The following is a 22,000-nucleotide window of genomic DNA, read 5'->3' as shown; positions in this document are numbered from 1 at the left end:
GATCTGTATTCCTGGTTCACTCCGGACGTTTCCTGCTGTTCCGAGTGGCGTAGGTGGTCCAGCTTCCGCCGACCTCGACCCAGACCCGGTTCATGCGGTTGGCGGAGAAGCCGAGGGCGTCGGCGACGACGGGTGCGCACGAGTGCCGACGGATGGAGCAGCGGCTCATGTCCCCGCCGATGCCGACATACTGCGGCAGTGGGAGGACCTGACCGAAAAGGCGCGGCGGCGAACTGGGTGCAAGCCCACCGTATCGGTGAGAACCTCACCGTCATAGGCTGTTTCATGGTGCCTGCGCACGATCCCGAGCTCGATTGATTGCGGGTGCAGTGCAAGGAGGTTGTGCAGGAAAGTGGTACCGCAGCGAAGTAGCCCTAACACGAAAACCGGTTGGGCGATGGGGATCTCGGTGATCTGCGGGTGACGTCGCTCGCCCTCTCGCAACAGCAGCCGGTTGGCTGAAGCCTCCACAATCATTCCGCGGGCGGCGTCGCGGCCGGCCGGCAGCAGAAGGTCTGCGGTGGCGTGAACGGGGCCAGCGGGATCGCCTCCTATTGGTAGAGAGCGTTGTAGCGGGGTATGGGATTGCTGCCGCGGCCCTTGTCAGTACCCGGCCGACCCGGAGTATCTTGTGCGTGCGCCACATCCGGAACTCGCGGTCGGCTCGCTCCTCGATGCCTGCCGACCAGACAGTCCACCTGCGCACAATGGCCAGCTACCGCTCGTCATCACAAATCGGTGGCACGATGACGGGGTACCGAATCCACTGGTCATCAACCGCAAAGGTCGGTCATGCCCGAATACGTCGCCGATGAGGACTACCAAGTGGTTCGATTGCGGGATGGGCGGCGGCTGAGTTACGCGCAATACGGCGACCCGGACGGTTTCGCGATACTCAACGCGCACGGTGGGCTGGCCTGTCGTCTCGATGTGGCCGCCGCCGCGCCAGCCGCCGAGCTGTGCAGGGTCCGGCTCATCTCCCCCGATCGACCGGGCGTCGGCCGTTCGGACCCGCAACCGGGCCGGACCATCCTGGACTGGGCCCACGACGTCACCGAGCTGCTCGACCGGCTCGATGTCGACCGGTTTGCCGTGATGGGCTGGTCTCTTGGTGGGCAGTACGCCGCGGCAGTCAGTTGCGCGCTGCCGCAGCGGGTAGCGCGGACCGCCATCATTGCTGGGGCGCTACCGCTGACCGAACCTGGCGCATTCGATGGTCTGCCCACGATCGATCGCACATACATCCGCATGTCACGCCACGCACCGTGGGGCGCGCGGATGTGCTTTCGCGCCATGGGGCTCGCCGCCGCATGCGCCCCGCGACTCTACGGTTGGCTTGCCGCGCGCGATCTCGGACCGGCGGATGGCGCGGTACTGAGGGCCTACGGTTTCACGACGTTCGCACATATGTCACAAGAGGCACTACGGCAACCACACGGCGTCGTCGAAGAGTATCGCGCCATGGTGCGCCCGTGGGGCTTCGCGCCCGAGGACATCCGAGTGCCGGTGGACATATGGGCGGGGACGGATGACCAACTCATCGACCCGTCTTGGCCGGGCGAACTCGCCCGCCGCATACCGGGCGCAACGTTGCACCTGCAAGCAGGCGGGCACTTCCTGGCCCACCTGTACTACCGCGACATCTTCGAGTCGCTGCGCTCCTGAACTCGCCCGGCGATACCACGCGTTCAAGAGCGCGATCCTCGAACTACTGACCAAACACCGCGTCCCACAGCGCTACCGGTCGATGACGGACACCGACATCTGCGTGTCGGGGGTGCGAAACCCGGGTCGAACCGGGTCACCGATCTGTCCACGTTTCGCACGATGAGCGGTCAAGATCGGGAGTTCGCCAAGGAACTGAGCAGGCTCGTTTCGGGACTCTCACCGAGCCTAAGAAGTAACCTTCGCGCCGCACTGACGACCCATTCCTATGGGCACCGGATGGTTCACGGTACGCACACGCCCGATGTCCCCGGCAGCGCCCCGGGGTGCGCGGTCGTCACAGCATCAGCGCTGACCTGACTCGCGATCTATGCCATGGGCGCATGGATAATTCGCGGTACGAACACGCCCTGGTACCCCAGGCGGCACCGCGGGGTGCGCGGTCATCGGATCGTCACCGCCCACAGCGTCGGTACTGACCGGACTCACGACCCTCGCCTCCGGCACTGGATGGTTCGCAGTACGGACACACCGCCGATGTCCTCCAAGAGGAATCTTGGAATATTCGACGTTGAGCGGCACGCCCGGTTTGCATTCGGCTGAACCTTATTCAGCCTGTTGTCCGCTCTGGCGCTATCGGGCGCGATAGCCTCGAGCTATGGGTCGCATCTACAGATTCCTAGCCGGAACTGCTGCGATATCGATGGTCGCTGTGAGCGTTTTCGCCGGGGGTGCGCAGGCCGCGCCCGCCGAGCAGCTGTCGTGTGAGGTGTCGTCCGGGCGGGACCCGGAACGGGCGGCTCCGGAACAGGTTGGACTGGATGCGGGACTGCTCGCGGATGCCTTGGCGTTCGCCAGTGAGCATAATCGGTTGAATGTGCAGGTGTTCCGGCACAACTGCCTGATCGGTGAGGGGCCGACGAACGACGAGACCGGCAATGTCCCGTGGAATATCTGGAGTGCGACGAAGAGCGTTGTCTCCCTGCTCGCCGGAATAGCCTGGGATCAGGGGAAACTCGACCTCGAGGCGCCGATCGATCGGTATCTGCCGCCCGGACTCGGTGATGAGCAGCATCGGTCGATCACCGTGGAGAATCTGCTGACCGAATCGTCCGGCCTGGCGGCGAGCATAGTTACCGAGGGTATTACCGGGGTGATTCAAATCGATCCGAATAGTGCCGTGCAGGCGCTCGGGGTGCCGTTGAGCAGTCCGCCGGGTGCGGTATTCAGCTACAGCGAGCGCGATGTCGATCTGCTCGCCTATGTCATCGAGTTGGCCATCGGCGAGCCATTGCAGCAGTTCGCGCAGCGTGAGCTTTTCGATCCGCTCGGCATCGAACGCAGTGATTATTACTGGGCGCGCGATCGCGCCGGGCACACCTACGGGTATGCCCATCTGATGATCCCGCCGAACGATTTCGCGAAGCTCGGTCTGCTGGTGAGCAATAACGGGCGCTGGGGCACACAGCAACTCGTCTCCGAGACCTATCTGCGCATGGCACGCCAGCCATCCCCAGCCTACAAGTGCTTTGGCTACCTGCTCTGGATCGGCCTCGGATGCGAAGAGTCCCACGACTTCCAGCCCGCCGACGTGTATTTCATGGTCGGACTCGGCATGCAGAACGTCTTCATCGTGCCGAGTCTGGATTTGACGGTGATGTGGACCGGAGCCTTCGGAAATGTCAGCAACCAGAGCATTGAGGGGGCCCTGGAGGACACCACGGAGCTGCCGCACAAATTCTTCCGCAGATTGTTCGCGGCATTCCAAGACCCTCTGGTGCCCGATCCCGGTCCGTATGTCGAACCACCGCTACGCGCGGATCCGGGCCAGTACGCGGATACGAATCTGCTGCTCGCGGTCCTCGGCATCGGGCCCGCGGCATATCCAGGCTGCAATGTCTTCAGCTGCCTGAACTACCCGTTGGCACCGCCGTTCGCGGATACCCCGCCGGGCTGCGTCATTCAAGCCTGCCTCGGTCCGGACCCGCGCACGCCCGGCATCCGCTGAATCACATGCCCAAGAAAGGGATATCACCTTCCTTCGCATCGTGCGCGAAGAAATGGTCACCCACTGTTGTGGTCCCCAACCTCGACACACTGGCGGTGCCGCGCTGCGCATCCGTCTGGTGCTGAAACTCGCGTGCTCGAAACCGCCGCGGTCGCACCTGACTTGCCTCCCTCACTGAGCGCGCCCTCCCGCACGAACACGCCACCAGAGGTGGCGCACTCCCGACCGCAACATCCGCCCCTGACGCAACCACCTACCCAACCCGCTTTCATGGTCCCCATTCCCTCAAACTTCGAGCCGGATTTGCCGCGATCGACCCGGATTCGGTCCGGTCAGATCGCCCCCCAATGAGATGTAGCGGGTCGGTCGATCGGGCAGACTCGCTGCCGGTAGCGACCGGCGGGTGAGCAAGCGATCGAACCCACGGCCCAGCACCAGCTGGCGCGACAACTCATCGACCACGGCCGGACATCATGCCGCGCAACCGAAACGGCGATAGTGACGTGAGAGGCGTCGATGTGTTCCGGGTTTCTGTCGTCAGGTCGCTGGTCTGTGCGCACCTGCACCCGAGTCAGCGCCGCGGCTCGATCACCGACACCGAATTCTGGTTGTAGTTGGCGGTATAGACGGTGTGCGGCCCCGGTCGACCGCCACACCGACCGGCCCCTTGCCGACCGGGATGGTGGCGGTAACCGTGTGGGCGGCCGAGTCGATCACCGACACCGAATCGCTACTCTTGTTGGTGATTCGGAAGTTTCGTAGCGGTCTGCTGCTGGCTCATGTCGATCAACGTCCGTTCGATCAGGACAACTTCAAGAAGCGCTTCGATCAGCGACACGCGTCGCATGGGTTGGCGAAGGCGACGACCAGCGTCGGCTCGGGAAAGTTCGTCCGCATGACCTACGCCGGCCGATTGGTCCGGGCCAGCATTCCACTCCAACAGGTCCAGAAGCTACTCGGCCATGCCTCGATCAGAACAACACAGAGATACGCAAGCCATGGTGAATGTCAGTGGTCCCTGGTCCGGCTAGTTCTTGGCTAGCGATGACTGCCCCACGAAATAACCACAAGGTCAAAGTTGCCCCATGAAATACGGGCCGTGACCTGCTTTTTCTAGCGTGGGCGCAGAGGGGATCGAACCCCCGACCGCTGGTGTGTAAAACCAGTGAGTGGAACTGTCCAAGCATTACGCCCCGGACCTGGGCTTACCTGAGAAGACATCCGTACAGCTCAGCAACGTTCACCACACCCGCCGAAGGTGCATGAGCGAACACAACAACCTATGCATGGACACCTGTCTGCCCCATAAGTGCCCCACGTGACCCCCGACGCTGCCCCATGAACCGCTGAAGGCTTCCCTGACAGGGCACTAACGAGCCTTGCTCGAAGGTTGATCCCCGCACCACCCTCGCTGCGACGTTCTGCACCAAGCTCGCTTCATTACAAGCACTACTGCGAAACGCCTCGTATTTCGTCGATCAGCTTCCACATCCCAGTGCTCGGATTCGCAGGAAGCGTCGTTCCATCAAGCAGATGCTTTTTGTCGAGTTCAATGGCACGCTTCTTTGCGTGCTCAATCTTCTCATCCAACGCGGTCAAAGCAGCCGGAGTCAGCCTCTTTTTGCATCCTAGATGCCCTTCAGAGCACTTTTGAGCATCATGTCGATGAATCCATGCCTGCTGATTGTCGAAGTGAAGCATGAACCACAGCTCAAGACAAGGGTTCGATAGAGCTATATGAATCCCATTATCCCTTGCCGTCTGCAGTGCTTCAGGCACGAACGGATGTTCATCAACATCGAACACACACCAGTACTCGTCAAAAGCATCGCCTTTCCCTCTTGATTGTTCCTTTTCGTCTCGCTTCTTTTCACGGGCTGCTCTTTGGACAATCTGCAATGGAGACGTCTCCCCATGTTCAGCAATGCTGACGATAATTCTATCCCGGTATCTTCGATACCAGTGAATTAGGTAGTTGTTTTCAGTTGCCTCACCTTCACAATACACACGAACTTGCTTATTTTTAGCCTTAGCCGCGATCTTAACCTGACTTGAGAGCTTCTTTGATTGGCTCACTTATTCACTGCCCGATGCAATACGCGAAGCAAAGTGACCAAACTCGGAATGGCTCAGAATCGGCGTAGCTCCGTAGCGTCCCTCAAGGTATCGACGTGCGATGGACTCCGACTTGCGTGGACCCAAGATCGACAATGGATATATCGCACTTGCTCCATCATTCGACTTCTCAGCAAACCAAGCCTGATCACGACCGATTACGCGATCTTCGCTCGAATTTCCAAGCAGGCGAGCTTCGTGAGAATTGAAGATCAGTTGGGCGCCTTGGGGGTTCGACTTCGGATTCTGGAACATCCGAACGATCTCAGTCACCAAAGCAGGATGGAGGCTCGACTCTAGCTCATCGGCAAGCAAAACAGTACCTTCAATAAGGGAATCCAGCAGAGGTCCGATCAGTCCGAGCCAAACAAGCGTTCCAAGCGATTCGTCGGATGCGTCAAGCTCGTAAGTGCCACCGACTCCTTGATGACTCAAGGAAAATCCAACGATCGCCTCGGCGTCAATTGTCAAGTTCGGATCATCTTGCACTTCCTGCATGGATTCAAAGATGGTACGAAATTTCTCAAGCACCTCCGGATCAGCCTGACGCGCCTGAGCGTCGGTGATTCCTAGATCTGCAATTTGCAGAAGCTCAAGTACTTGATCTCGCCTGTTCTCATGCTCAAGCAAATGAGTAGTGTAGGCCCAACGCGATTCCCTGCTACTCGCAGCACAGAGATTAAAATTGCGATCGAACCAATTGTATAGCGAGTTGAGTGCACTCAACTCAGACAGATCTATCGCCCCGACAACAGATAAGAACAACGAGTCGGCCCTGACCATGTTTCGAAGCAATTTGGCATGTGAGCTCGCCTTCAAATGCTCACCAAAGACTATTCCACCCTTCTGGCGACGAAAAAGATTGGCAGGCCGCCCCTTCGGATGATATATGGCCCACTCGGAGACAATTGTTCGATCGTTTAGCTCGAAACCGTACTCATAGAGAACGCCGCCAATAATTAGCTCGATCTCAAACCAAGTTGGCTTATCTTGGTATGCCGGGTCGAGGAGAAACGGCCGCCGAAAGAGCCTTCGCGGCCGAACCGATCGCCGTTTGTTTCGAAACGAAGCCAAAACGACACGTTGCATATCGTCCATGGCTCGCAACAAGTTGGTCTTTCCGGATGCGTTAGCTCCAAATACAGCTGCGACCGGAAGAATTTCTTTGTAACTCTCTCGATCTTGACGCCATGGGATCTTGCGGGCAACACCCCGCTCGGAGAGCGCAGTTGCCTCCATAGAGAACTCGACTCGATCCCGGAAGGACCGAACGTTCTCAGCGCGAAAGGCCACCAGCATGGTGTTGGCAGGTCGGCTCGTCTTGTCGGTCATAGACCACTTCTTACCAGTATCTGACGATTTTTCGCGTGTAAGCAGCACAATCGTGACATCAGATGGCGTTTTGCGCACCTTGGGACACAAGGTTAGCGAGAGCTTCACTCACGACACGACGATGCCCGATATGCCCTGTTCAGGGCGCAGCGCGAGCCATCTGCCGGAGCCCAAGCGCCGGCCGAGAACTTTGACGATCAGTGAGAGTCCTCACAGCTCACGACCTTCAACGTGCGAGTACGTCCAGCTGCCAGCGTGGTTCGATGCACTCAACATGACTGAAGCCACCTTCGAGTTGAGCTTGAACAGCCGACTTCTATAGTCCGCACGTTGAGTACTCCGGCAGGCCCGAAGGCTGATCACGAAGTTGACGCCTCACACTCGTCAGCAGACACCATGAAGGGAAGCCCGCAAACACCGCACTCAATGGGTCCAGCATCGTAGACACTGCGTGACACCCGAATCTTGCGATCACAGCGGCATCTAGCAACCAACCCGTTGTTGCTGGACTTTCGACCGCCGCGCCGCTCCGGCTCACGTCGACGATAGGCAACCAGAGCAAACGCCAACTCGCCCAGCTCCTCCCGAAAAAGTTCGCGAGTCTGATCCGGCACCGTGGTGATCGACCAGCCGATCTTGTCATGATGCGCCAGTGTGAGCCCGAGTTCTTCACCAAGGGCGCGGTATCGCTCATTGTGCCAACGGCCTTGGCGGCTGGTGTCCTTGATCCCGCGCGTCACCGCGACACCGTGAGCGGCCTCGTGCAGCAGGGTGCCGAGCACATCGACCACGCCGCGCTGAAGCCCTTCCCCGCCCACAAACAGCTCGTGTAGCTCGTACTCGCCGCGTACCCATCGGTTCGGCGCGAAGTGTCCGAGAGATAGTTCACTGCCGCCGGTTGATCCGGCGCCTACGGTCAGCACGACGTTCGGAACGGCGGGGTGGTGGGATCGGATTGCGGCCCAGGTGTTTTCCAGAGCGGTGACGAGCAGGCCGGTGATGGTGTCGGAGTCAGTCAACTTCGCCCAGCCTCTCGGCGAGTTCCGCAGCAGTGAGAGTGGCGATGATGTGGTCAGCTGCCGCGCGTATGGCGGGGTCGGCATCGACGCCCCATTTCTGGCGCAGGGCACGGAGTTCGTCGATCAGAGGTCCGTGGTCGGGTTCGGTGAGAATCTGGCCGATCCGGGCTGGGCTGAGATCAACGAGAGCGGCGATCTGACGGATGGTCAGTCCATCGCGGTGGGCCCACCGGATGCTGGTGTCACGTTCCAGGCGGGCAGCGTCGGTCCGAAACCCAGACAAGGCCAGCCGGTGTGAAGTGCGGGTTATCCTGTCCAGTTTTCTGGACGGTGAGCGCCGAGAAGGACTGGCACAGGGCTGTGTTCGGGTCGCATGCCCGGCAAGTGAGGCGAGGACCTTCTCGCGCCATTGGAATGCCCACCGGATGCAGTTGGCGCAGTTCTTATGTCCGGTACAGCCGGGCAGCAGGATCTGTTCCCAGCGGGCGGTGTCGGACCAGGCCAGACTGTCGGAGGACGCCAGCAGTGAACCGTACGCGGCCAAGCCGTCGGTCTTGATCCCGAACCCGTGCAGTCGAATACCTGGAACGGCTTCGGTGATGGTGGTGATGATCTCGGCGGCCTCGCTGGTGTTCTGACGACGACAGACACTGCCTATAGCGACGATCGGTTCTGTGGCCAGGTTTATGCCGGCCTTGGCGTAGAGATCCAGGCATAGTTCGTAGTCGGCGCGCTGGAATCCCTGAACGGTAGGGATGATCGGTAGGTCCGGTGCCAGCGAGCGCAGATCGATCAGGTTGGCGACGCTGCGGTGCAGGTGTTCGGGTACCGACAGGTGGGTTCCTGCGAAGACGGTTTTCCCGATCCGGCCGCCGTGGATGATGATCGGCTCACACATCCAGTCTTGTGGAGCCGCCCAGGACAGATTGCCGATTTCGTCGTGGTAACGGCGGACCCGGTCCACGTATTGGCGTGGGGTGACCGAGTCCCAGCTGCCGTGCTTCTGGAGTTGAGTGAATCCTCCACTGTCCAAGGCCCATTCGCCGTGAGCGCGCGGGAAGGTTTTTCGGTCTCGTAGGCGCGTGTCGCTGATGAACAGTGGTTCGGTGGTGCGGGTGAGCCAACTCGGCTGGTGGGTGCCCAGGAAGAACTTCATCGTCTTCCCCCGCTTGTCGGCATCGATCGAATGCGATGCATCGTGCCCTCCTGAGGGCTTGACACGTACGTGTCAACCGGCGGCCCAACGGTTTTGACACGTACGTGTCAATGGGAATGGGAGGCCCGGATAGAGCGTGGAGTCCCTGGGCGCGCGTCGCGCTCTGTCCGGGGCAGGCCCGCGGCCTGCCCCCACCGCCTGCCCGCCGCACCGCAGAGGCTCCCGGCCTAGGACGAATTTCCGGTCGCCCCACCGCTAGGCAGATACCAGTCCGCCGGTCGGAAAATCGTCCTAGGGCGCGGAGGGGCGGTGCGGCTACCATGCGGCGCGCGCCCACGGAATCCACTACCCGCACAGTGCTTCCGGGCTACACCCAGCACCGGACTGGCAACCGCGACCATTCACGCCGGACTCGGCCACCTCGACGCAACTCCTCGCACCGGACGACACCACCGCGCCAGCGCTCCGGACCTGACCACTTACGCCACCGTCACGTACGCACCCCACGTCACCCGACGCAACCACCTACCCAACAGCAACGCTCATTACCCAACGTAACCACTTACTGCTTACCCACCGAAACCCTTTACCTACCTACCAATTACCCCCGTCCCGCCTCCTCTTCTACTCAACTGCTCCCCTCGAAAGGATCACCATATACACATTGATGTGTGTATATGGTGATCCTTTCGAGGGGAGCACATCACCGCTGGCCAGGAGGCAGGGCGGACACAAAACGCCGACAAAACTATGTAGGTGATCTGTCTAGGTTTTGTGCACGTTTTACCTCGACATACCACGCTGGGCATAGATTTTCTCCACCGGGAGACGACCTTTACACCCATTTGACTCGGCTTTTACGCCCCGAATCAGCTTGATCAACACCAGTTTTCGCCTGTCACACGTTGAGAACCACTCCGGCACATGGCCCTGTGTTCGAAGTCCCTCCCGTCCGGGGCGGGCTGGGGGCGCGCGATTTTAACGGTGCCGCCGCCCTGTCAAGCACGGCTTCCCGCGCGGCGGCCCGGCGACCTCAGTGACGGCTCGGGGATCGGGAAGCCGTGCTTGACACGACGGAACCGCGGCACCGAGCCGGGCAGTGGTGCCGGGCAGGCGGGGCCTGCCCGTCCTGTTCACACGCCCCCACCCCACCCCTCGGCGAACATCCTGTAAGTAGCCGATGACCGAGCCTGCGGCCGAGGCAGGCGACCCTTCCCTCTGCGTGATGACGGGCGGTGCCCAACCCGCCCGTTCCAAGTCAACTGTGTGCGGCGCTAGATGGCGGGATCGGTTCGGCCGGGCGAGGTGGGAGCTCATCGGTGTCGTGCACCAGCCACCGGAAGAATTCAACGATGTGGCTGTTGACGTTGGAGTCCACTTGCTCAATCGCTCGCCGTGCACGTAGCCGCAGCTCGGGGTTGGCACGGTAAATGGCTGCCGGGTAGCGGTGCTGGCTGGGCATGACACCACCATGCCACAGGTGGATATCCACCGATAGGTTCACTACCCTTGAGGTGGATATCCACCTACCGACGTGGGAGATCTGAGGTTGCACCACACCGCGGTAGGTCGAACCATGAGATACGACAGTTCGTCGGAGGGGTCGGCTAGTGTCTGACGGTGTGAGCTCACGGACGTTGAAAATGATCGACCTGTTCGCAGGTTGCGGTGGCATGACCTCAGGCTTCGTGGCCGCAAAGGACTACAAGCCAGTGATGGCCGTAGAGTTCAACTTCGAAGCTGCCGCCACGTACGCGGCTAACTTCGGGGAATCGCACACTAGGTTCGCCGACATTGCAGACATCCCAGATGGAGACATCCCGGACGCAGACGTGATCATCGGCGGTCCACCGTGCCAGGGCTTTTCCAACCTCGGCTCGAAAAACGTTGATGACCCACGCAACAAGCTGTGGAAGGAGTACATCCGTTTCGTTCGGCATGCTCGGCCTCAGGTCTTCGTGATTGAGAACGTCGACAGATTCTTCTCATCCAGCGAGTTCGCTCTTCTCAAGTCGGAGGCTCGTCCGGGTGGCCTGTTGGAGGAGTACCACCTAGAGGCCGGCTTTCTACTGGCCGCGGATTTCGGTGTCCCCCAACGCCGCAAGCGCACCATCGTGATCGGTTCTCGGATCGGCAGGATCCCACTGCCCACTCCCACCCACGCGCCGGCGGGCGCCATGGGTGACTCTCCCGCCTGGCACGGCACGCGTTCTGTGCTGGAGGGCCTGCCAGCTGTTCCCGCGACCAAGGAGTTCCCCGACTCCTGGATCTCAGTATTCGGCGAGCGAGTGCGCGGGGTCTTCAAGACCCCGGAACTGCACATCGGACGGAACCCGACCCAGCTTTCGCTTGACAGGTACCGCCATATCCCTCCCGGCGGTGGCCGGTTCGATCTACCGGATCATCTGCTGTCGCGGTGCTGGCGAGAGAAGAAGACCGGCACCACCGATGTGATGGGTCGGATGCGATGGGATATGCCATCTCTGACCATCCGCACCGAGTTCTACAAGCCGGAAAAGGGCCAGTACCTGCACCCGCAGTGGGAGCGCGATAACCCTGCTAACAGTGTGGACCGACCGATCACCCACTATGAAGCGGCTCGGCTGCAGAGCTTCCCGGACTCCTTCGGCTGGTGCGGCAGCAAGATCGAGGTCGCCCGTCAGATTGGTAACGCGGTGCCACCGATGCTGGCCGAAGCGATCGCTCGCCATCTCAAGCCCTATCTGAAAGGTACGGCCGGCACGGCACGCCCAGCCAACAAAGTGCATTGCCGGCTTTGCGAGGCCCGCTAGTTGCTGATTGGTGGGAGCGGCGCGGTGGGTTCGTCGCTGTCGCTGACTGCGAAACATCGGCCACCGATTTCGACGGTCGGCCCCATCGCGCCGCCCTCCGGCACCTGCACCAGCCGTACCGACAGCAGTTCGCCCTTGTTTGGAAGCGGAAGCCCCAGTGCCGAAGCGATTCTCCTGCCTTCGTTTTGGTGCCCCAAGATGGCGATGCCCTCGTCCTTCAGCTTGATTCGGGCATCGCGAACCCGCTTCATCGGGTCTAGCTGCCTAGCAACGGTCTGAGTCGTAACCCGGCCGATCAGCACACAACGCACGTGCCGGAAAAGCTCCGTGATTCGCTGCTGTCCTGTCTTGCCGCCCAACACCTTGTCCCTGATCGACGGCGACAGAGAGAGGACAAAATTCGGGGGCAGTGCAGCATTGCGAAACAACCATGCGATCTCTAGTCGGCCCAGCTCGTTGATGGTCTTCTTCCCATCTTGGTTCGATCCGTTGTTCAACAGGTTGGGCTGGATCCGGAGTACACCGACGTCGAAGACCTGCTTGTAGTCATTAGCACGCATAAGCAGGCAGATGTGCCCCATCGCTTCGCGAGGGATGGTCCAGTTGCTTCCAATGGTCCACTTGGCGTCGACATCGTGTCCTGCGACTTTGTAATCCATCCGATCGCCTCGAGGCAGTTCGAACTCGGCTCGGACGACGATCTCCACCTTCGTACCGAGGTAGGTCTTCTCGGTCTTGTCGAGCTGGTCCTTATGGTGAGGATCGAACCGGCCTGTGCGCTGCCCATCCAAGACTTCATCGATCGACTGACGCAGACCGTCACCGAAGCGCTTCTCAACATCCTTCTGCTGGCGAAACCATCCCAGCACGTCAGCGACGCCCTCATCGGACCCCTGGGGCCCGGTTGGTTCGGACAGGTCAAACAAGGTGTCCCCCAAATCGTTCACGGGACGAATCTAGCTCGAGTCTGGTCGAGCATCCTCCCTTTGCCGAGCCTGGCGACAACCCGTGGAGCTTGCTTGAGCTGGATGCATAGAAAGTGTGCACGTCCGGTTCTGAGGGGGGCCGGGCAGTAATGCGCCCGGCCTACCCGGCCATAACGGGCTGACCGAAGCGGCCAGTGGCCTGGTAGAAAAAGGGGCGGAGCCCGTGCCTGGCGTCAACAGGCACGGACTCCGCTAGATCAATATTCAGTTGTGTGGAGAGATCAGCTGAACAAGGTCAACTGGTGCTGGTGGGCTCTCCGATCACAGTCTTGCCGGTAGAGCTTCGCGAGCTGCTTCACCTTGTACTCCGATAGATCGAAGTCCACGGCGATCACGGCCCAGCTGGCCCCATCGTCGTACTGTTCCTGGATCTCCCGCCCGAGTCTCAGCTGTGTTCGCTGACTCATCGGTTTCTTGGCCTTGGCCATGATCGGACACCTCCGTTTCCGTAGGCGTCTTCTCGCTGGCACTCGCCGTCCTGGATCTCGCACCCTGCCTTTGCGCAGTCATCGCACAGAGTCAGTGTGTTGGCTGTTCCGACCACGGTGTCGAAGCAGTCCCGGCAGCCGCACCACTGGTATCCCGAGCCGCGCACGGCCGGTCCTCCCGCGGGTTGGCTGTCACCAGTCGTGGGGTCCTCGTCGACATCCCACGGTTCATAGTGACCACACTCGTAGCAGTGCATGAGGTACTCGAACGGCGCATCCACCGGGCGAGCCGGTATCTTCACCATCGGTTGCCCACAACACATTTCGTCGAGATATTCGGTCATGCGGAACCTCGTGGCTGTCGGTGAACACTGTCCACCTCGCCTGGATCGCCGATACGATCTGTTCGTCCGCGACATCGATGTCACCGACGATCACCCCGACTTCCCGCAGGTCCTGCAGCGCGGTCCCGATCACCGCATACAGCGCCGATCGGTCGATGACGTGAACCTCGGCCAGCATGGTCACCACGCCCCTCCGTGCTGGAAGCGCGGCAGCTGAGACTCCACGTAGGCCAGCTGGCGATGCAGCTCGTCACGCTCCCGAGTCAACGCTGCATGATCACGCTCCAAATCGTCGTGATCCCACCGCAGTTGGGTCAGATCACTTTCGAGTTGGTCACGCTCCCACCGCACACCGTCACGCTCGGAACGCAATTCGTCCCGCTCGTACTCAGCGTGGTGGAGATCATGCGCAAGCTGATCACACTCGTCTGTCAGCTCGGCGAGTGCCTCGACCGCAGAGTTGTGGTTGCCGACCAGGTAATCCCGCTCGGCGATCCACTGCTCAGGCTCCTCGGCCGACGCCCGGTTCTGCGACCACGCTCCGGGCAGGAATCCACCCCGACGCAGCCACTTATCCAGATCCTCGAAGTTCCCGATGAACCGGAGCAACAGCAGGGCCTGCTTGTCGATCACCAGTTCCGAGTCACCACGGTCTTGCACGTCCCGCAGCTCATCGAACTCGGTAATCAACTCGCGGATGATTCGCAGTACCTCGTTCGGGTCCATCACGCCCTCCCTGTACTGGTCGCCCAGTCCTGGGGCAGGACCCCGCCGCGGCGTAGCCACCGATCGAGGTCGGTCACTGACTCTGTCAGGCAGAACAGCAACCCGTTGACCTTGATGTAGCGGTCCGGCGCATCCTCGCGAAGCTCGACGTACCCGTGAACGAGTCTGCGGATTTCACGCAGGGTGACGTTGGGATCCATCAGGCCCTCCCGACTGCTGGTCGTGACTGCGGGCACAGCTCGTGCTGGGCTTGGAGCGCACCGAGATCCCATTGCAGGCACTGCACCTGATCGAGCAGTTCCTTGCACTCGTCTCTCAGCTCGTCGCGTTCCTTGATCAGCTCGGCCACCCACACCCCGTGGGCCTTCGTGTCAGCTACGACTGGCTCGCCGTCGATGACCGGAGCCCCGTCCTGAAGGGCAGTGGTGATGGCCTGCAACAGATCCGCAGTCCCGGGACGAGTCAGCTCGGCCGACACCGACCGGTACTGCCCGCCCATCGAGTAGAGGAACGTGAACCGGAACTTCGCGCCCGGCTCCATCGCGATCAGCAGCCGCCCGAGCCGCTCGGACCTTATGATCATCTGACTGGTGTTCATCACGCCACCTCCCCGATCATCGGGACGACCGCGGCCCGAACCGGCGTGGCCTCGTGGCCATCGACCGGATGGGTGTCATGAACCCACCAGATATCGATCCCGTTGTCCAGCAACTCGATCGCGCCACTGCATCGCCCGCACGGGATCGCTTGAGCCTGGACTGGCTCGTGATCGTTGATGGAGAACGGTTCGTGGGTCCACCAGTAATCGGTCCCGTTGAACACCAGCACGATCCGGCCACCGCAGCGGCGGCAGTGCACCAGTTCGTCCTTCGGCGTCAGTACGGTGCCGTCCACGTTGACGAGTACCGCGTCGCTGACCTCGTTGTCGATGACGCCGATGGTGGTGGGTTCGAGGCTCGCGATCGCCGCGGCCAGGTTGTCCCGCAGGGCGCGGGCTTCTGCGACCGAGAGATCGGCGAACATTCCCTCGAAGGTGGGCTGGAGCCGCCAGCGGATCTCGATGGCGCCGCGGATGTCGTTGACCGGCAACAGCTCGACCGTGGCATCGGGCATGTTGTGCCAATGCAATTCGATCTCGCCGCAACCGCCGCGGCCATACTCACCATTCGACCTCCCGTGAGCATCGGTTCCCAGGTACGCCATGATCAGATTCCTTTCTGGATGTGGGTGTGAATGGCGTTGTGGCACTGGAAGGTGTTCTTCAGAACTCCTCCAGTGGCCGCGCGTTGGGACCGAAGTAGGGCGGGATACCGTCCGGGAACGGATCTCGTACCCAATCGGGCATGGAGTCCTGGCCGTCGCTCGTGGTGAACGATTCGCAGTGCTCCAGTGCCGTGACCAGCGCCTCAGCCAATGCGGCAGCCTCGGCGAGACTGAGGTACGCCTGTACTCCGGTCTCGGGGTCGGGCTGCCAGGTGATGGCGATCGACGGCTCGGCCTGCCCCAGCTCCAGCAGGAGGTTGGTGGTCAGTTCGTGCCAGTGGGTCGTTATCTTCTTGCCGCTGCCGTTGGGTTCCTCGGCCCGGCTCAGGACACACGCCATGATCAGGCCACCTCATCCTCGTTCGGCTGGACACTGGCCCACGGGTCATCGCTGGCCCCGGAGTTGTTGTCAGCCTTGGGATTCGGTCGACCACCGCCACTGCGGCTCTTGGATCGGACGGGTTTGGCCACGGCGTATTTCAGGGACACTCCCACCTCGTCGGCCACTAACTCCATGACCTGGCGCTTGATGCCTTCGCGGTCGGTGTACTCCCGCTGTTGCAGTTTGCCGACCACGACGACGCGCGATCCCTTGATGAGGGAATCGGCGACGTTCTGACCGGGCTCGCGCCACTGGGTGCAGCGCAGGAACAGCGCCGGACCGTCCTTCCACTGCTTGGACTTCTGATCGAAGACCCGCGGGGTGGAAGCGACCGTGAAGTTGACCACCGCGTCACCCGTGTCGTTCATGAAACGGATGGTCGGGTCGGCGGTCAGGTTGCCGATGATGGTGAGAGTCGTCTCTCCAGACATTTCAGATACTCCTGAAAGTTGTTGAAATAATTCGGTTTCCGAGACTTGGTCTCGGTGAGGTTGTCCAAGCCTCAGGAATGTGATGCCAAGACATCACGGGCGTTCAGCTGTCGTATTGGTTGCTCCTTTCTGTGTTGTTGTTGAAAAACCATGGGGCACAGCCATTTCGGTCATGCCTCGGCCTGCATCTGCGCGGCTTCGGCCTCGGGCTTCACCCACGCTTCGGCGATTCGCTCGGCCGCGGGCCGCTGCTCCTCGCTCCGCTGCTCGGGATCGGCCTCGGCCTGCGCGGCAGGGCCGCCGTGCGTTACGGCTTCGGCCTGCTGGGCTGCGCCGTCGCCGTTATGGGCTTCGGCCTGCTGACGGGCATGCTGGCGGGCCTTGTGGTTGTTGCGGGCCGGACCGTGGCCGTTGGTGGCCTCGGTGTTCGCGGTCTGCTGAGGGATCAGGGTGTTGAGGCGCTCTTCGAGTGCGTCCAGGCGTCCGGCGAGATCGTCGAACCGGCGCGTGTTGTCCTGCCGCAGTTTCGTGATCTCCGAGTTCGCCGGTTGGACGGCGGCAGTCGCGGTCTGGATGAGCTGTTCGCGATGCTGGACCACCTCCTGCTCACTGGCCCCCGCCGCATACCGGGCCTGCACCGCAGCCTTCCCGCTGATGGGTTCGAATACGTTGCGTGCCAATGGCTTCGCGGGGTCGTTGTCGACGGCATCGAGGGCCTGCACGACTTGGCCGCGCTGTTCGGTGGTGAGCACGGTGTCGTGGACGGTGTGCTCGATGCTGGCGCGTAACCCGGACAGGTACGCGGTCGCCTTGGTCTGCTCCTCCGGGGATGCGCCGGCCGCAGCGCGGGCCTTGGCGGCGGCCGATTCACGCTGGTAGTCCTCGGTGCGGGCCTGATACCACGCGCGGGTCGTGGTGATCTCGTGGTTGAGGGTCTTCTGGGCGTCGCGCAACTCGGTGACGAACTGTTTGTAGTCGGTGCGGGACAGGCGGATCGAGCCATCGGCGCTGGCGTGCTGGATGCGCTGTAGCAGCTGCATCAGCAGCGCCATGAGCTGTGGCCAGTTGCGGGCGGCTTCGTCGGCTTCGTTACCGGACATCGGAATCGGCTCCCGTCCCGGCGGCGTTCATGTCGGCGGCCAGGCCCTGCAGCATCAGGGCCAGCTCGGTCACGATTGGCGGTTTGGCCGACTGCATCACCGCGACCTCGGCGGCGACCTCCGGATCGCTGGCCCATGCGGTGGTTAACCAGACCGGGTTGATTCGCTCGATCAATTCCGGCATCGACCGCGGCGGGCTGGTATCCGGGGCGGTGCAGGCCAGGTTGAGCACGAAGGCACGGGCATCCGCGAAGTACTGCCCGGCAAGGCCACGAGTGTGTTCGTCGAACATCTCCGCGAACTCACTGGCCATGGCCTGGCCGTTCATGGCCCACAACTCGGCGGTGAACTTCGGATCAAAGAAGTTGCTGGACATAATGATTGGTTCCCTTCAAGTGGTGGTGAATCAGGCGATGGTCGGCACCGAGACGACCTCGGTACGATCTCGGTCACGGGCGGCCCGCCAAGCCCGCCAGCGGGCGCGCAGGGGACGGGAATGGGCGAAGTAGAACCGCGAAGCGGCCTCGAATCCGGCGGTACCGAGATCGCGGGCGGTATGGGCGGAGATGCTCCAGTCCGGGCGGCCCAGACTGATCCACGCGCCGTACCCGATCCAGCCCGTCAGCCACACCACCACCGGGAGCACAGCTGCCTCGGGTGCCCCCGACTCCGCGGTGACCCACATCAGCGGCCCCGTGATCACGACCGTGGCCATGAAGGCGCGGGCTCCGAGAATTCGGCGGCGGGCTCGTGTGGTCCATTTCGGGCGGACGAGTTCGGTGAGTTTGATGCCCGAGGACTCCATGAGCATTTGCAGCTCACCGTCCCAATCGATGCCCTTGCCGTTGTTGTTGGTGCTCATGCCAGGACTCCTTCGTGGTTGTCGTGGTGGTTGGTGTCGATGCCGCGCAGCCATTCCGCGGGCAGCACGCTCGCGCTGGTGTCCGCCGGAACCGGGGCATCCGCCCGGATGTCCTCGCTGGTGTCCGCGTGGCCACTGGTGGCCGGATCGGTGTCCGCCCCGGGGGACACGTAGCGGCGGATGGTGCGCTTGCTGACCCCGAGTTCAGCGGCGATGCGGCCATGACTCCAGTTCTGGGCGTGCAATTCCCGTGCCAGCTGGCGGCGGGTATCCGCCTCGCTGTCCTCGGTGCTGTCCGCCCCGGCACCGGTCGTGTCCGCGTGTCCGGACACCATGGCCACGGCTTCGGGAGCCGAGCGGACAGGCTCGCCCATCGCTTCGATCTGGGCCGCCAAGGGAATCTCCCGCACGGCAAGGGATTCCGGGCGTGCCTGATCGGCACTCGGTCGAACTGGGATCGTCGGGGCGTCTGCCTCGGTGGGGGTGAGTGACAGCAGCGCGAACCCGCACACCACCATCAGCCCATCCAGGGTCAGCGGCCCGAACTCGGCGGCCGGATGACCATATCCCCAGGCCAACAGCACGTCCCGGACGTGGCTGTAGGAAATCACCGCCGACCCGAGCGCGACCGTGCCCGCCCCGCCGAAGCGAGCCAATGCCCAGCCACGGCCACGCCGCCACGCCACCCGCGCCAGTACCTCGATGCTGAGCAGCAGCCCGAGCGGCCAGGCGGCGGACCCGATGCGGGCCGCGATCACCAGCGCCACCCCGGAGGGCATGTGGACAGTGGGGAGATAGGTGTGCAGGACATTGGTGGCCACTGAGGTCAGCGACCCGAACACGAACCCGGCCTGAGCGACCCGGTGGCCGCGGGGTTTGTCGGTGTGCTTGGTCATCGTGTCCACCCCCTGTCCGCCTCGTTGTCCGGGGTGTCTTCGGTGGTGTCCGCCCGGCTGTCCTGGGCGGTCACGCGGTCCGCCGTGGCCTGTCCGGGGTGGTCATCACTGGGGTGGTGGTGGCCGGTCTGGGTGGCCACGTAGGCGGTCATGGGGCGCAGGTAGTCGGTCATGCGACCTCACCGCCTTCGCCGTCGGCACCGAAGTCGGCGCGGCGGGCACGCCCGGAATCCAGATCCCGCACCGCCCGCAGCGGGACCCGCGGCTGTGTGGTGGCCCAGCGCTCCGGGTAAGGGTCGGCAGGGAGTTCGGTGATCTCGTCCAGCTCGACCGGGACCACGTGCCCCCATTGGGCTTTGAGGGCGTGCACCCACACCACGTCCCCGCGGCCGAATTCGGCGAGCCGGTTCGGGTCGATGAAGAAGGTTTCCCGGTTGCCCAGGGTGCCTTCGTCGCCGACCTTGCCGCCCTTGGAGTGCCGGGAGTTCTCGGTGACCGGGCGGGTGCCGAAGACTTCCGAGACCTTGCCTGCGCCTTCGAGATTCATCAGCAGCGCCCCGGAGGGGCATGCCTCCATCAGGCGGCGGCGTTCGTCCTGGGTTTGGCCGAGCCCGTATTGGTTCTGGGCGGAGAAGATCCCGATCACGCCCATGCCCAGCAGACGTTCGGCGATGGTGAATTGGTTGATACCGCCGGTCTTGTCCGACACCGCCGACATCTCGTCGATGATCAAAATGATCTGCCGGTCATGATCACTGCATGCGAACTGAGAGATCAGAGTCGTGATCGCGGCGACCTGGGCGCGGGCATACTCGCCGCGGACGGTGCCGGGCACGGTGGCGTAGATGACGTCGAAGGAGTCGAGGGGTCGGCCGCCGTCGAAGCCCTCGCCGATCGCGTTGAAGATGTTGCGGAACTTGCCCGCCACATCCCCGATCGCGGGCGGCTTGTTCTGCTGAAGATCCGCGATCTCCGCCAGGATCGCCTTGTGGCCTGCCCAGGCATTGGTGAGCCAGTCCAGCGAAAGCCTTTGCAGGAAGTCGTCTCTGCTCTTGGGTTTCCCGCCCGGGGCTTTCACTGCCAGCTGCACGACCCGGATGCGGTTCTGTTTGAAGTGCTCTGCGCCCGCGTCGGTGGCTTGCACCGGGTTGATCATCGTTTCGAGGGTGGCGGTCTGGTCGTCCTCGTTCATGTCCCAGATGTCGAACCGGCTCGTGATGGGCCACAACGCAATCCGCTGTGGCTGGGTCCCTTGACGGTGCGCGATCTTGACCACCTGGCGGCCCGTCGCCAATCCGGCCTTGCCGCCCTTGCAATCCAGATAGATCAGCAATGGGCGCTTCTCGCCGGTCCGCACGTAGCGGTGCCAGTACGCCTCGTACAGGGCGGTGCCGAGACGGACTTGCATGGTGGTCTTGCCAGCCATCTGCGACTTACCCAGCACGATCATGTGCCCGAGGTTCTCGATCGGGATCTCCAACTTCGCCGACCGCTTCTGGGCCAGTTGCGTGATCGTGGTCGGCTGCGTCGCGTCGGTCTTCTCCGACAGCGGCCCCAGCACGACACGGTTCTTCAGCCACCCCGTGGTCAGCGGCGCACCATACTTCGCGGCACGGCGTGCAGCATCGGCCTGTCCGTGCTGCTGACGGCGCAGCAGCCGCCGGGTCTTCCACGGTGAGTCCACGCCCTCGGTACCGAGCCGGGACAGGAACCGCGATCGATACACCGCTGCGGCACCCCACGCCAGCGGCAGACAGCCCGCGGTCATCGCCACCAAGGCCCCGGACCCGGGACCCGAATGCGCGAAGACCTGAGTGCCCTGCCACCACAGGGACGGGGCTGCGAACCAGGAGTTCGCGATGGCCATGGCCCCGAGCGGCAGTACCAGCGCGCCGAGGGCGTAGTTGCGGACCTGCCGGGCATCCCAGCGCCGCCAGTGCGCCAACCACACCATCGCCACCGCCAGCCCGACCAGGAACCCGAGCCCGAGCAGCAGCGTGCCCAGCCAGGCGATCACGTCGGTCACGCTGGAGATGTGCAGGTGCCAGTTCGGGGCATGCCAGCCATTGGGCAGCGAGGAGTTCTCGAACCGGTCCGGCGAAGGTGTCTGCGGGGCAACCGAATTCACCACGACCTCCGGCGACGACGGCGGCGGATCGGGCACCGGGGCGACCGGGGTCGGCGCGGGCGGTACGGCGGGGGTGGTGCCGCAGTCCTGCGAGGTGATCAACGGGACACATCCGGTCATGACTGCACCTCCCCACCCGGCAGGTGTGACTGATCGAGGAGCCGCTCCAACTCCTTGCGGATGTCCTTCGCGGGCATCGCCCACAGATCCGGGCACGGAATGTTCGGCCACAGACCAACGTGCTCGGGGGGAATCCCCAGCCGGGCGAAGGCCCTTCGCATCTGGCGTGTGAGATCGGTATCCGATGCGCCGCCCATCTCGTCGATGAGGATCAGTAGCGGACGGTTTTTCCTGGGTTGGGGCATGG

Annotated in this window: 26 protein-coding genes and 1 tRNA gene; 4 read left to right on the top strand and 23 right to left on the bottom strand. The window is 62.5% G+C overall.

The features are described 5' to 3' along the window. Positions 1–165 precede the first annotated feature (165 nt). A complete protein-coding gene (locus ABZ909_RS25655; RefSeq protein WP_357003910.1) occupies positions 166–477 on the bottom strand; it encodes a sulfotransferase in 312 nt (103 codons plus the stop codon). A gap of 315 nt (positions 478–792) precedes the next feature. Between ABZ909_RS25655 and ABZ909_RS25650 the strand changes: the two genes are divergently transcribed. Then, positions 793–1,665 (top strand): alpha/beta hydrolase, encoded by an 873-nt coding sequence (locus ABZ909_RS25650; RefSeq protein WP_357003908.1) that lies wholly within the window; start codon positions 793–795, stop codon positions 1,663–1,665. Between the two features lie 658 nt (positions 1,666–2,323). After that, a complete protein-coding gene (locus tag ABZ909_RS25645) occupies positions 2,324–3,673 on the top strand; it encodes a serine hydrolase (RefSeq protein ID WP_357003907.1) in 1,350 nt (449 codons plus the stop codon). Between the two features lie 588 nt (positions 3,674–4,261). Here the strand turns inward: ABZ909_RS25645 and ABZ909_RS25640 are convergent. Next, positions 4,262–4,390, bottom strand: a complete 129-nt coding sequence (locus tag ABZ909_RS25640; RefSeq protein WP_357003905.1) for a hypothetical protein — start codon at positions 4,388–4,390, stop codon at positions 4,262–4,264. Here ABZ909_RS25640 and ABZ909_RS25635 point away from each other — a divergent pair. Continuing rightward, positions 4,341–4,715 (top strand): tyrosine-type recombinase/integrase, encoded by a 375-nt coding sequence (locus tag ABZ909_RS25635; protein WP_357003903.1) that lies wholly within the window; start codon positions 4,341–4,343, stop codon positions 4,713–4,715. The genes ABZ909_RS25640 and ABZ909_RS25635 overlap by 50 nt on opposite strands. A 77-nt stretch (positions 4,716–4,792) precedes the next feature. Here the strand turns inward: ABZ909_RS25635 and ABZ909_RS25630 are convergent. The 5 genes from ABZ909_RS25630 to ABZ909_RS25610 form a co-directional block, all read right to left on the bottom strand. Then, positions 4,793–4,867, bottom strand: a tRNA-OTHER gene (locus ABZ909_RS25630). 255 nt (positions 4,868–5,122) lie between these two features. After that, a complete protein-coding gene (locus ABZ909_RS25625) occupies positions 5,123–5,749 on the bottom strand; it encodes an RloB family protein (RefSeq protein WP_357003901.1) in 627 nt (208 codons plus the stop codon). Further along, positions 5,750–7,120: an ATP-binding protein gene (locus ABZ909_RS25620; protein ID WP_357003898.1), complete on the bottom strand. Its 1,371-nt coding sequence runs from the start codon at positions 7,118–7,120 to the stop codon at positions 5,750–5,752. A gap of 359 nt (positions 7,121–7,479) precedes the next feature. Then, on the bottom strand, positions 7,480–8,139 hold the full coding sequence (locus ABZ909_RS25615; protein ID WP_357003895.1) for a hypothetical protein: 660 nt from the start codon (positions 8,137–8,139) through the stop codon (positions 7,480–7,482). Continuing rightward, positions 8,132–9,103: a hypothetical protein gene (locus tag ABZ909_RS25610; protein WP_357003893.1), complete on the bottom strand. Its 972-nt coding sequence runs from the start codon at positions 9,101–9,103 to the stop codon at positions 8,132–8,134. The genes ABZ909_RS25615 and ABZ909_RS25610 overlap by 8 nt, the downstream gene beginning before the upstream one ends. A 1,835-nt stretch (positions 9,104–10,938) precedes the next feature. On the opposite strand from ABZ909_RS25610, the gene ABZ909_RS25605 reads away from it, so the two are divergent. After that, positions 10,939–12,087: a DNA cytosine methyltransferase gene (locus ABZ909_RS25605; protein ID WP_357003891.1), complete on the top strand. Its 1,149-nt coding sequence runs from the start codon at positions 10,939–10,941 to the stop codon at positions 12,085–12,087. Here ABZ909_RS25605 and ABZ909_RS25600 read toward each other — a convergent pair. From ABZ909_RS25600 to ABZ909_RS25525, 16 genes are all read right to left on the bottom strand, one after another. After that, the gene (locus tag ABZ909_RS25600; RefSeq protein ID WP_357003889.1) at positions 12,084–13,034 is read right to left on the bottom strand and encodes a NaeI family type II restriction endonuclease; all 951 of its coding nucleotides are present in this window, start codon (positions 13,032–13,034) and stop codon (positions 12,084–12,086) included. The genes ABZ909_RS25605 and ABZ909_RS25600 overlap by 4 nt on opposite strands. Before the next feature lie 260 nt (positions 13,035–13,294). Continuing rightward, positions 13,295–13,501, bottom strand: coding sequence for a hypothetical protein (locus ABZ909_RS25595; protein WP_357003888.1), 207 nt, complete (start codon positions 13,499–13,501; stop codon positions 13,295–13,297). A gap of 228 nt (positions 13,502–13,729) precedes the next feature. Then, on the bottom strand, positions 13,730–14,029 hold the full coding sequence (locus ABZ909_RS25590) for a hypothetical protein (RefSeq protein ID WP_357003886.1): 300 nt from the start codon (positions 14,027–14,029) through the stop codon (positions 13,730–13,732). Then, positions 14,026–14,571: a hypothetical protein gene (locus ABZ909_RS25585; RefSeq protein ID WP_357003884.1), complete on the bottom strand. Its 546-nt coding sequence runs from the start codon at positions 14,569–14,571 to the stop codon at positions 14,026–14,028. The genes ABZ909_RS25590 and ABZ909_RS25585 overlap by 4 nt, the downstream gene beginning before the upstream one ends. After that, positions 14,571–14,771 (bottom strand): hypothetical protein, encoded by a 201-nt coding sequence (locus ABZ909_RS25580; RefSeq protein ID WP_357003882.1) that lies wholly within the window; start codon positions 14,769–14,771, stop codon positions 14,571–14,573. The genes ABZ909_RS25585 and ABZ909_RS25580 overlap by 1 nt, the downstream gene beginning before the upstream one ends. After that, a complete protein-coding gene (locus ABZ909_RS25575; protein ID WP_357003881.1) occupies positions 14,771–15,169 on the bottom strand; it encodes a hypothetical protein in 399 nt (132 codons plus the stop codon). Before ABZ909_RS25575 ends, ABZ909_RS25580 begins: the two co-directional genes overlap by 1 nt. After that, positions 15,169–15,774 (bottom strand): hypothetical protein, encoded by a 606-nt coding sequence (locus tag ABZ909_RS25570; RefSeq protein WP_357003879.1) that lies wholly within the window; start codon positions 15,772–15,774, stop codon positions 15,169–15,171. Before ABZ909_RS25570 ends, ABZ909_RS25575 begins: the two co-directional genes overlap by 1 nt. A 58-nt stretch (positions 15,775–15,832) precedes the next feature. After that, positions 15,833–16,174 carry a hypothetical protein gene (locus tag ABZ909_RS25565; protein ID WP_357003876.1) on the bottom strand — a complete coding sequence of 114 codons (342 nt, stop codon included), beginning with the start codon at positions 16,172–16,174 and terminating at the stop codon, positions 15,833–15,835. 2 nt (positions 16,175–16,176) lie between these two features. Next, positions 16,177–16,647 carry a single-stranded DNA-binding protein gene (gene ssb, locus ABZ909_RS25560; protein ID WP_357003873.1) on the bottom strand — a complete coding sequence of 157 codons (471 nt, stop codon included), beginning with the start codon at positions 16,645–16,647 and terminating at the stop codon, positions 16,177–16,179. 170 nt (positions 16,648–16,817) lie between these two features. Further along, positions 16,818–17,747, bottom strand: a complete 930-nt coding sequence (locus ABZ909_RS25555; protein WP_357003871.1) for a hypothetical protein — start codon at positions 17,745–17,747, stop codon at positions 16,818–16,820. Further along, a complete protein-coding gene (locus ABZ909_RS25550; RefSeq protein ID WP_357003869.1) occupies positions 17,737–18,123 on the bottom strand; it encodes a hypothetical protein in 387 nt (128 codons plus the stop codon). The genes ABZ909_RS25555 and ABZ909_RS25550 overlap by 11 nt, the downstream gene beginning before the upstream one ends. 30 nt (positions 18,124–18,153) lie before the next feature. Next, the gene (locus ABZ909_RS25545; protein ID WP_357003868.1) at positions 18,154–18,609 is read right to left on the bottom strand and encodes a hypothetical protein; all 456 of its coding nucleotides are present in this window, start codon (positions 18,607–18,609) and stop codon (positions 18,154–18,156) included. Beyond that, positions 18,606–19,505, bottom strand: a complete 900-nt coding sequence (locus ABZ909_RS25540) for a hypothetical protein (protein WP_357003866.1) — start codon at positions 19,503–19,505, stop codon at positions 18,606–18,608. Before ABZ909_RS25540 ends, ABZ909_RS25545 begins: the two co-directional genes overlap by 4 nt. Continuing rightward, positions 19,502–19,678 carry a hypothetical protein gene (locus ABZ909_RS25535; protein WP_357003863.1) on the bottom strand — a complete coding sequence of 59 codons (177 nt, stop codon included), beginning with the start codon at positions 19,676–19,678 and terminating at the stop codon, positions 19,502–19,504. The genes ABZ909_RS25540 and ABZ909_RS25535 overlap by 4 nt, the downstream gene beginning before the upstream one ends. Continuing rightward, positions 19,675–21,753, bottom strand: coding sequence for a hypothetical protein (locus tag ABZ909_RS25530; protein ID WP_357003860.1), 2,079 nt, complete (start codon positions 21,751–21,753; stop codon positions 19,675–19,677). Before ABZ909_RS25530 ends, ABZ909_RS25535 begins: the two co-directional genes overlap by 4 nt. After that, a complete protein-coding gene (locus ABZ909_RS25525; protein WP_357003858.1) occupies positions 21,750–21,998 on the bottom strand; it encodes a hypothetical protein in 249 nt (82 codons plus the stop codon). The genes ABZ909_RS25530 and ABZ909_RS25525 overlap by 4 nt, the downstream gene beginning before the upstream one ends. Positions 21,999–22,000: the final 2 nt, after the last annotated feature.

The organism is Nocardia sp. NPDC046763 (genome assembly GCF_040645495.1).
Classification (GTDB): domain Bacteria; phylum Actinomycetota; class Actinomycetes; order Mycobacteriales; family Mycobacteriaceae; genus Nocardia.
This window is presented reverse-complemented; position numbering and strand designations above follow the sequence as displayed.

Bases quoted from the DNA above. Each gene is read 5' to 3' on its own strand.
- ABZ909_RS25655 (WP_357003910.1), bottom strand. From the start codon at position 477: ATGATTGTGGAGGCTTCAGCCAACCGGCTGCTGTTGCGAGAGGGCGAG.
- ABZ909_RS25650 (WP_357003908.1), top strand. From the start codon at position 793: ATGCCCGAATACGTCGCCGATGAGGACTACCAAGTGGTTCGATTGCGG.
- ABZ909_RS25645 (WP_357003907.1), top strand. From the start codon at position 2,324: ATGGGTCGCATCTACAGATTCCTAGCCGGAACTGCTGCGATATCGATG.
- ABZ909_RS25620 (WP_357003898.1), bottom strand. From the start codon at position 7,120: ATGACCGACAAGACGAGCCGACCTGCCAACACCATGCTGGTGGCCTTT.
- ABZ909_RS25605 (WP_357003891.1), top strand. From the start codon at position 10,939: ATGATCGACCTGTTCGCAGGTTGCGGTGGCATGACCTCAGGCTTCGTG.
- ABZ909_RS25595 (WP_357003888.1), bottom strand. From the start codon at position 13,501: ATGGCCAAGGCCAAGAAACCGATGAGTCAGCGAACACAGCTGAGACTC.
- ABZ909_RS25585 (WP_357003884.1), bottom strand. From the start codon at position 14,571: ATGGACCCGAACGAGGTACTGCGAATCATCCGCGAGTTGATTACCGAG.
- ABZ909_RS25580 (WP_357003882.1), bottom strand. From the start codon at position 14,771: ATGGATCCCAACGTCACCCTGCGTGAAATCCGCAGACTCGTTCACGGG.
- ABZ909_RS25575 (WP_357003881.1), bottom strand. From the start codon at position 15,169: ATGAACACCAGTCAGATGATCATAAGGTCCGAGCGGCTCGGGCGGCTG.
- ABZ909_RS25570 (WP_357003879.1), bottom strand. From the start codon at position 15,774: ATGGCGTACCTGGGAACCGATGCTCACGGGAGGTCGAATGGTGAGTAT.
- ABZ909_RS25565 (WP_357003876.1), bottom strand. From the start codon at position 16,174: ATGGCGTGTGTCCTGAGCCGGGCCGAGGAACCCAACGGCAGCGGCAAG.
- ssb (WP_357003873.1), bottom strand. From the start codon at position 16,647: ATGTCTGGAGAGACGACTCTCACCATCATCGGCAACCTGACCGCCGAC.
- ABZ909_RS25555 (WP_357003871.1), bottom strand. From the start codon at position 17,747: ATGTCCGGTAACGAAGCCGACGAAGCCGCCCGCAACTGGCCACAGCTC.
- ABZ909_RS25550 (WP_357003869.1), bottom strand. From the start codon at position 18,123: ATGTCCAGCAACTTCTTTGATCCGAAGTTCACCGCCGAGTTGTGGGCC.
- ABZ909_RS25545 (WP_357003868.1), bottom strand. From the start codon at position 18,609: ATGAGCACCAACAACAACGGCAAGGGCATCGATTGGGACGGTGAGCTG.
- ABZ909_RS25540 (WP_357003866.1), bottom strand. From the start codon at position 19,505: ATGACCAAGCACACCGACAAACCCCGCGGCCACCGGGTCGCTCAGGCC.
- ABZ909_RS25535 (WP_357003863.1), bottom strand. From the start codon at position 19,678: ATGACCGACTACCTGCGCCCCATGACCGCCTACGTGGCCACCCAGACC.
- ABZ909_RS25530 (WP_357003860.1), bottom strand. From the start codon at position 21,753: ATGACCGGATGTGTCCCGTTGATCACCTCGCAGGACTGCGGCACCACC.
- ABZ909_RS25525 (WP_357003858.1), bottom strand. From the start codon at position 21,998: ATGCCCCAACCCAGGAAAAACCGTCCGCTACTGATCCTCATCGACGAG.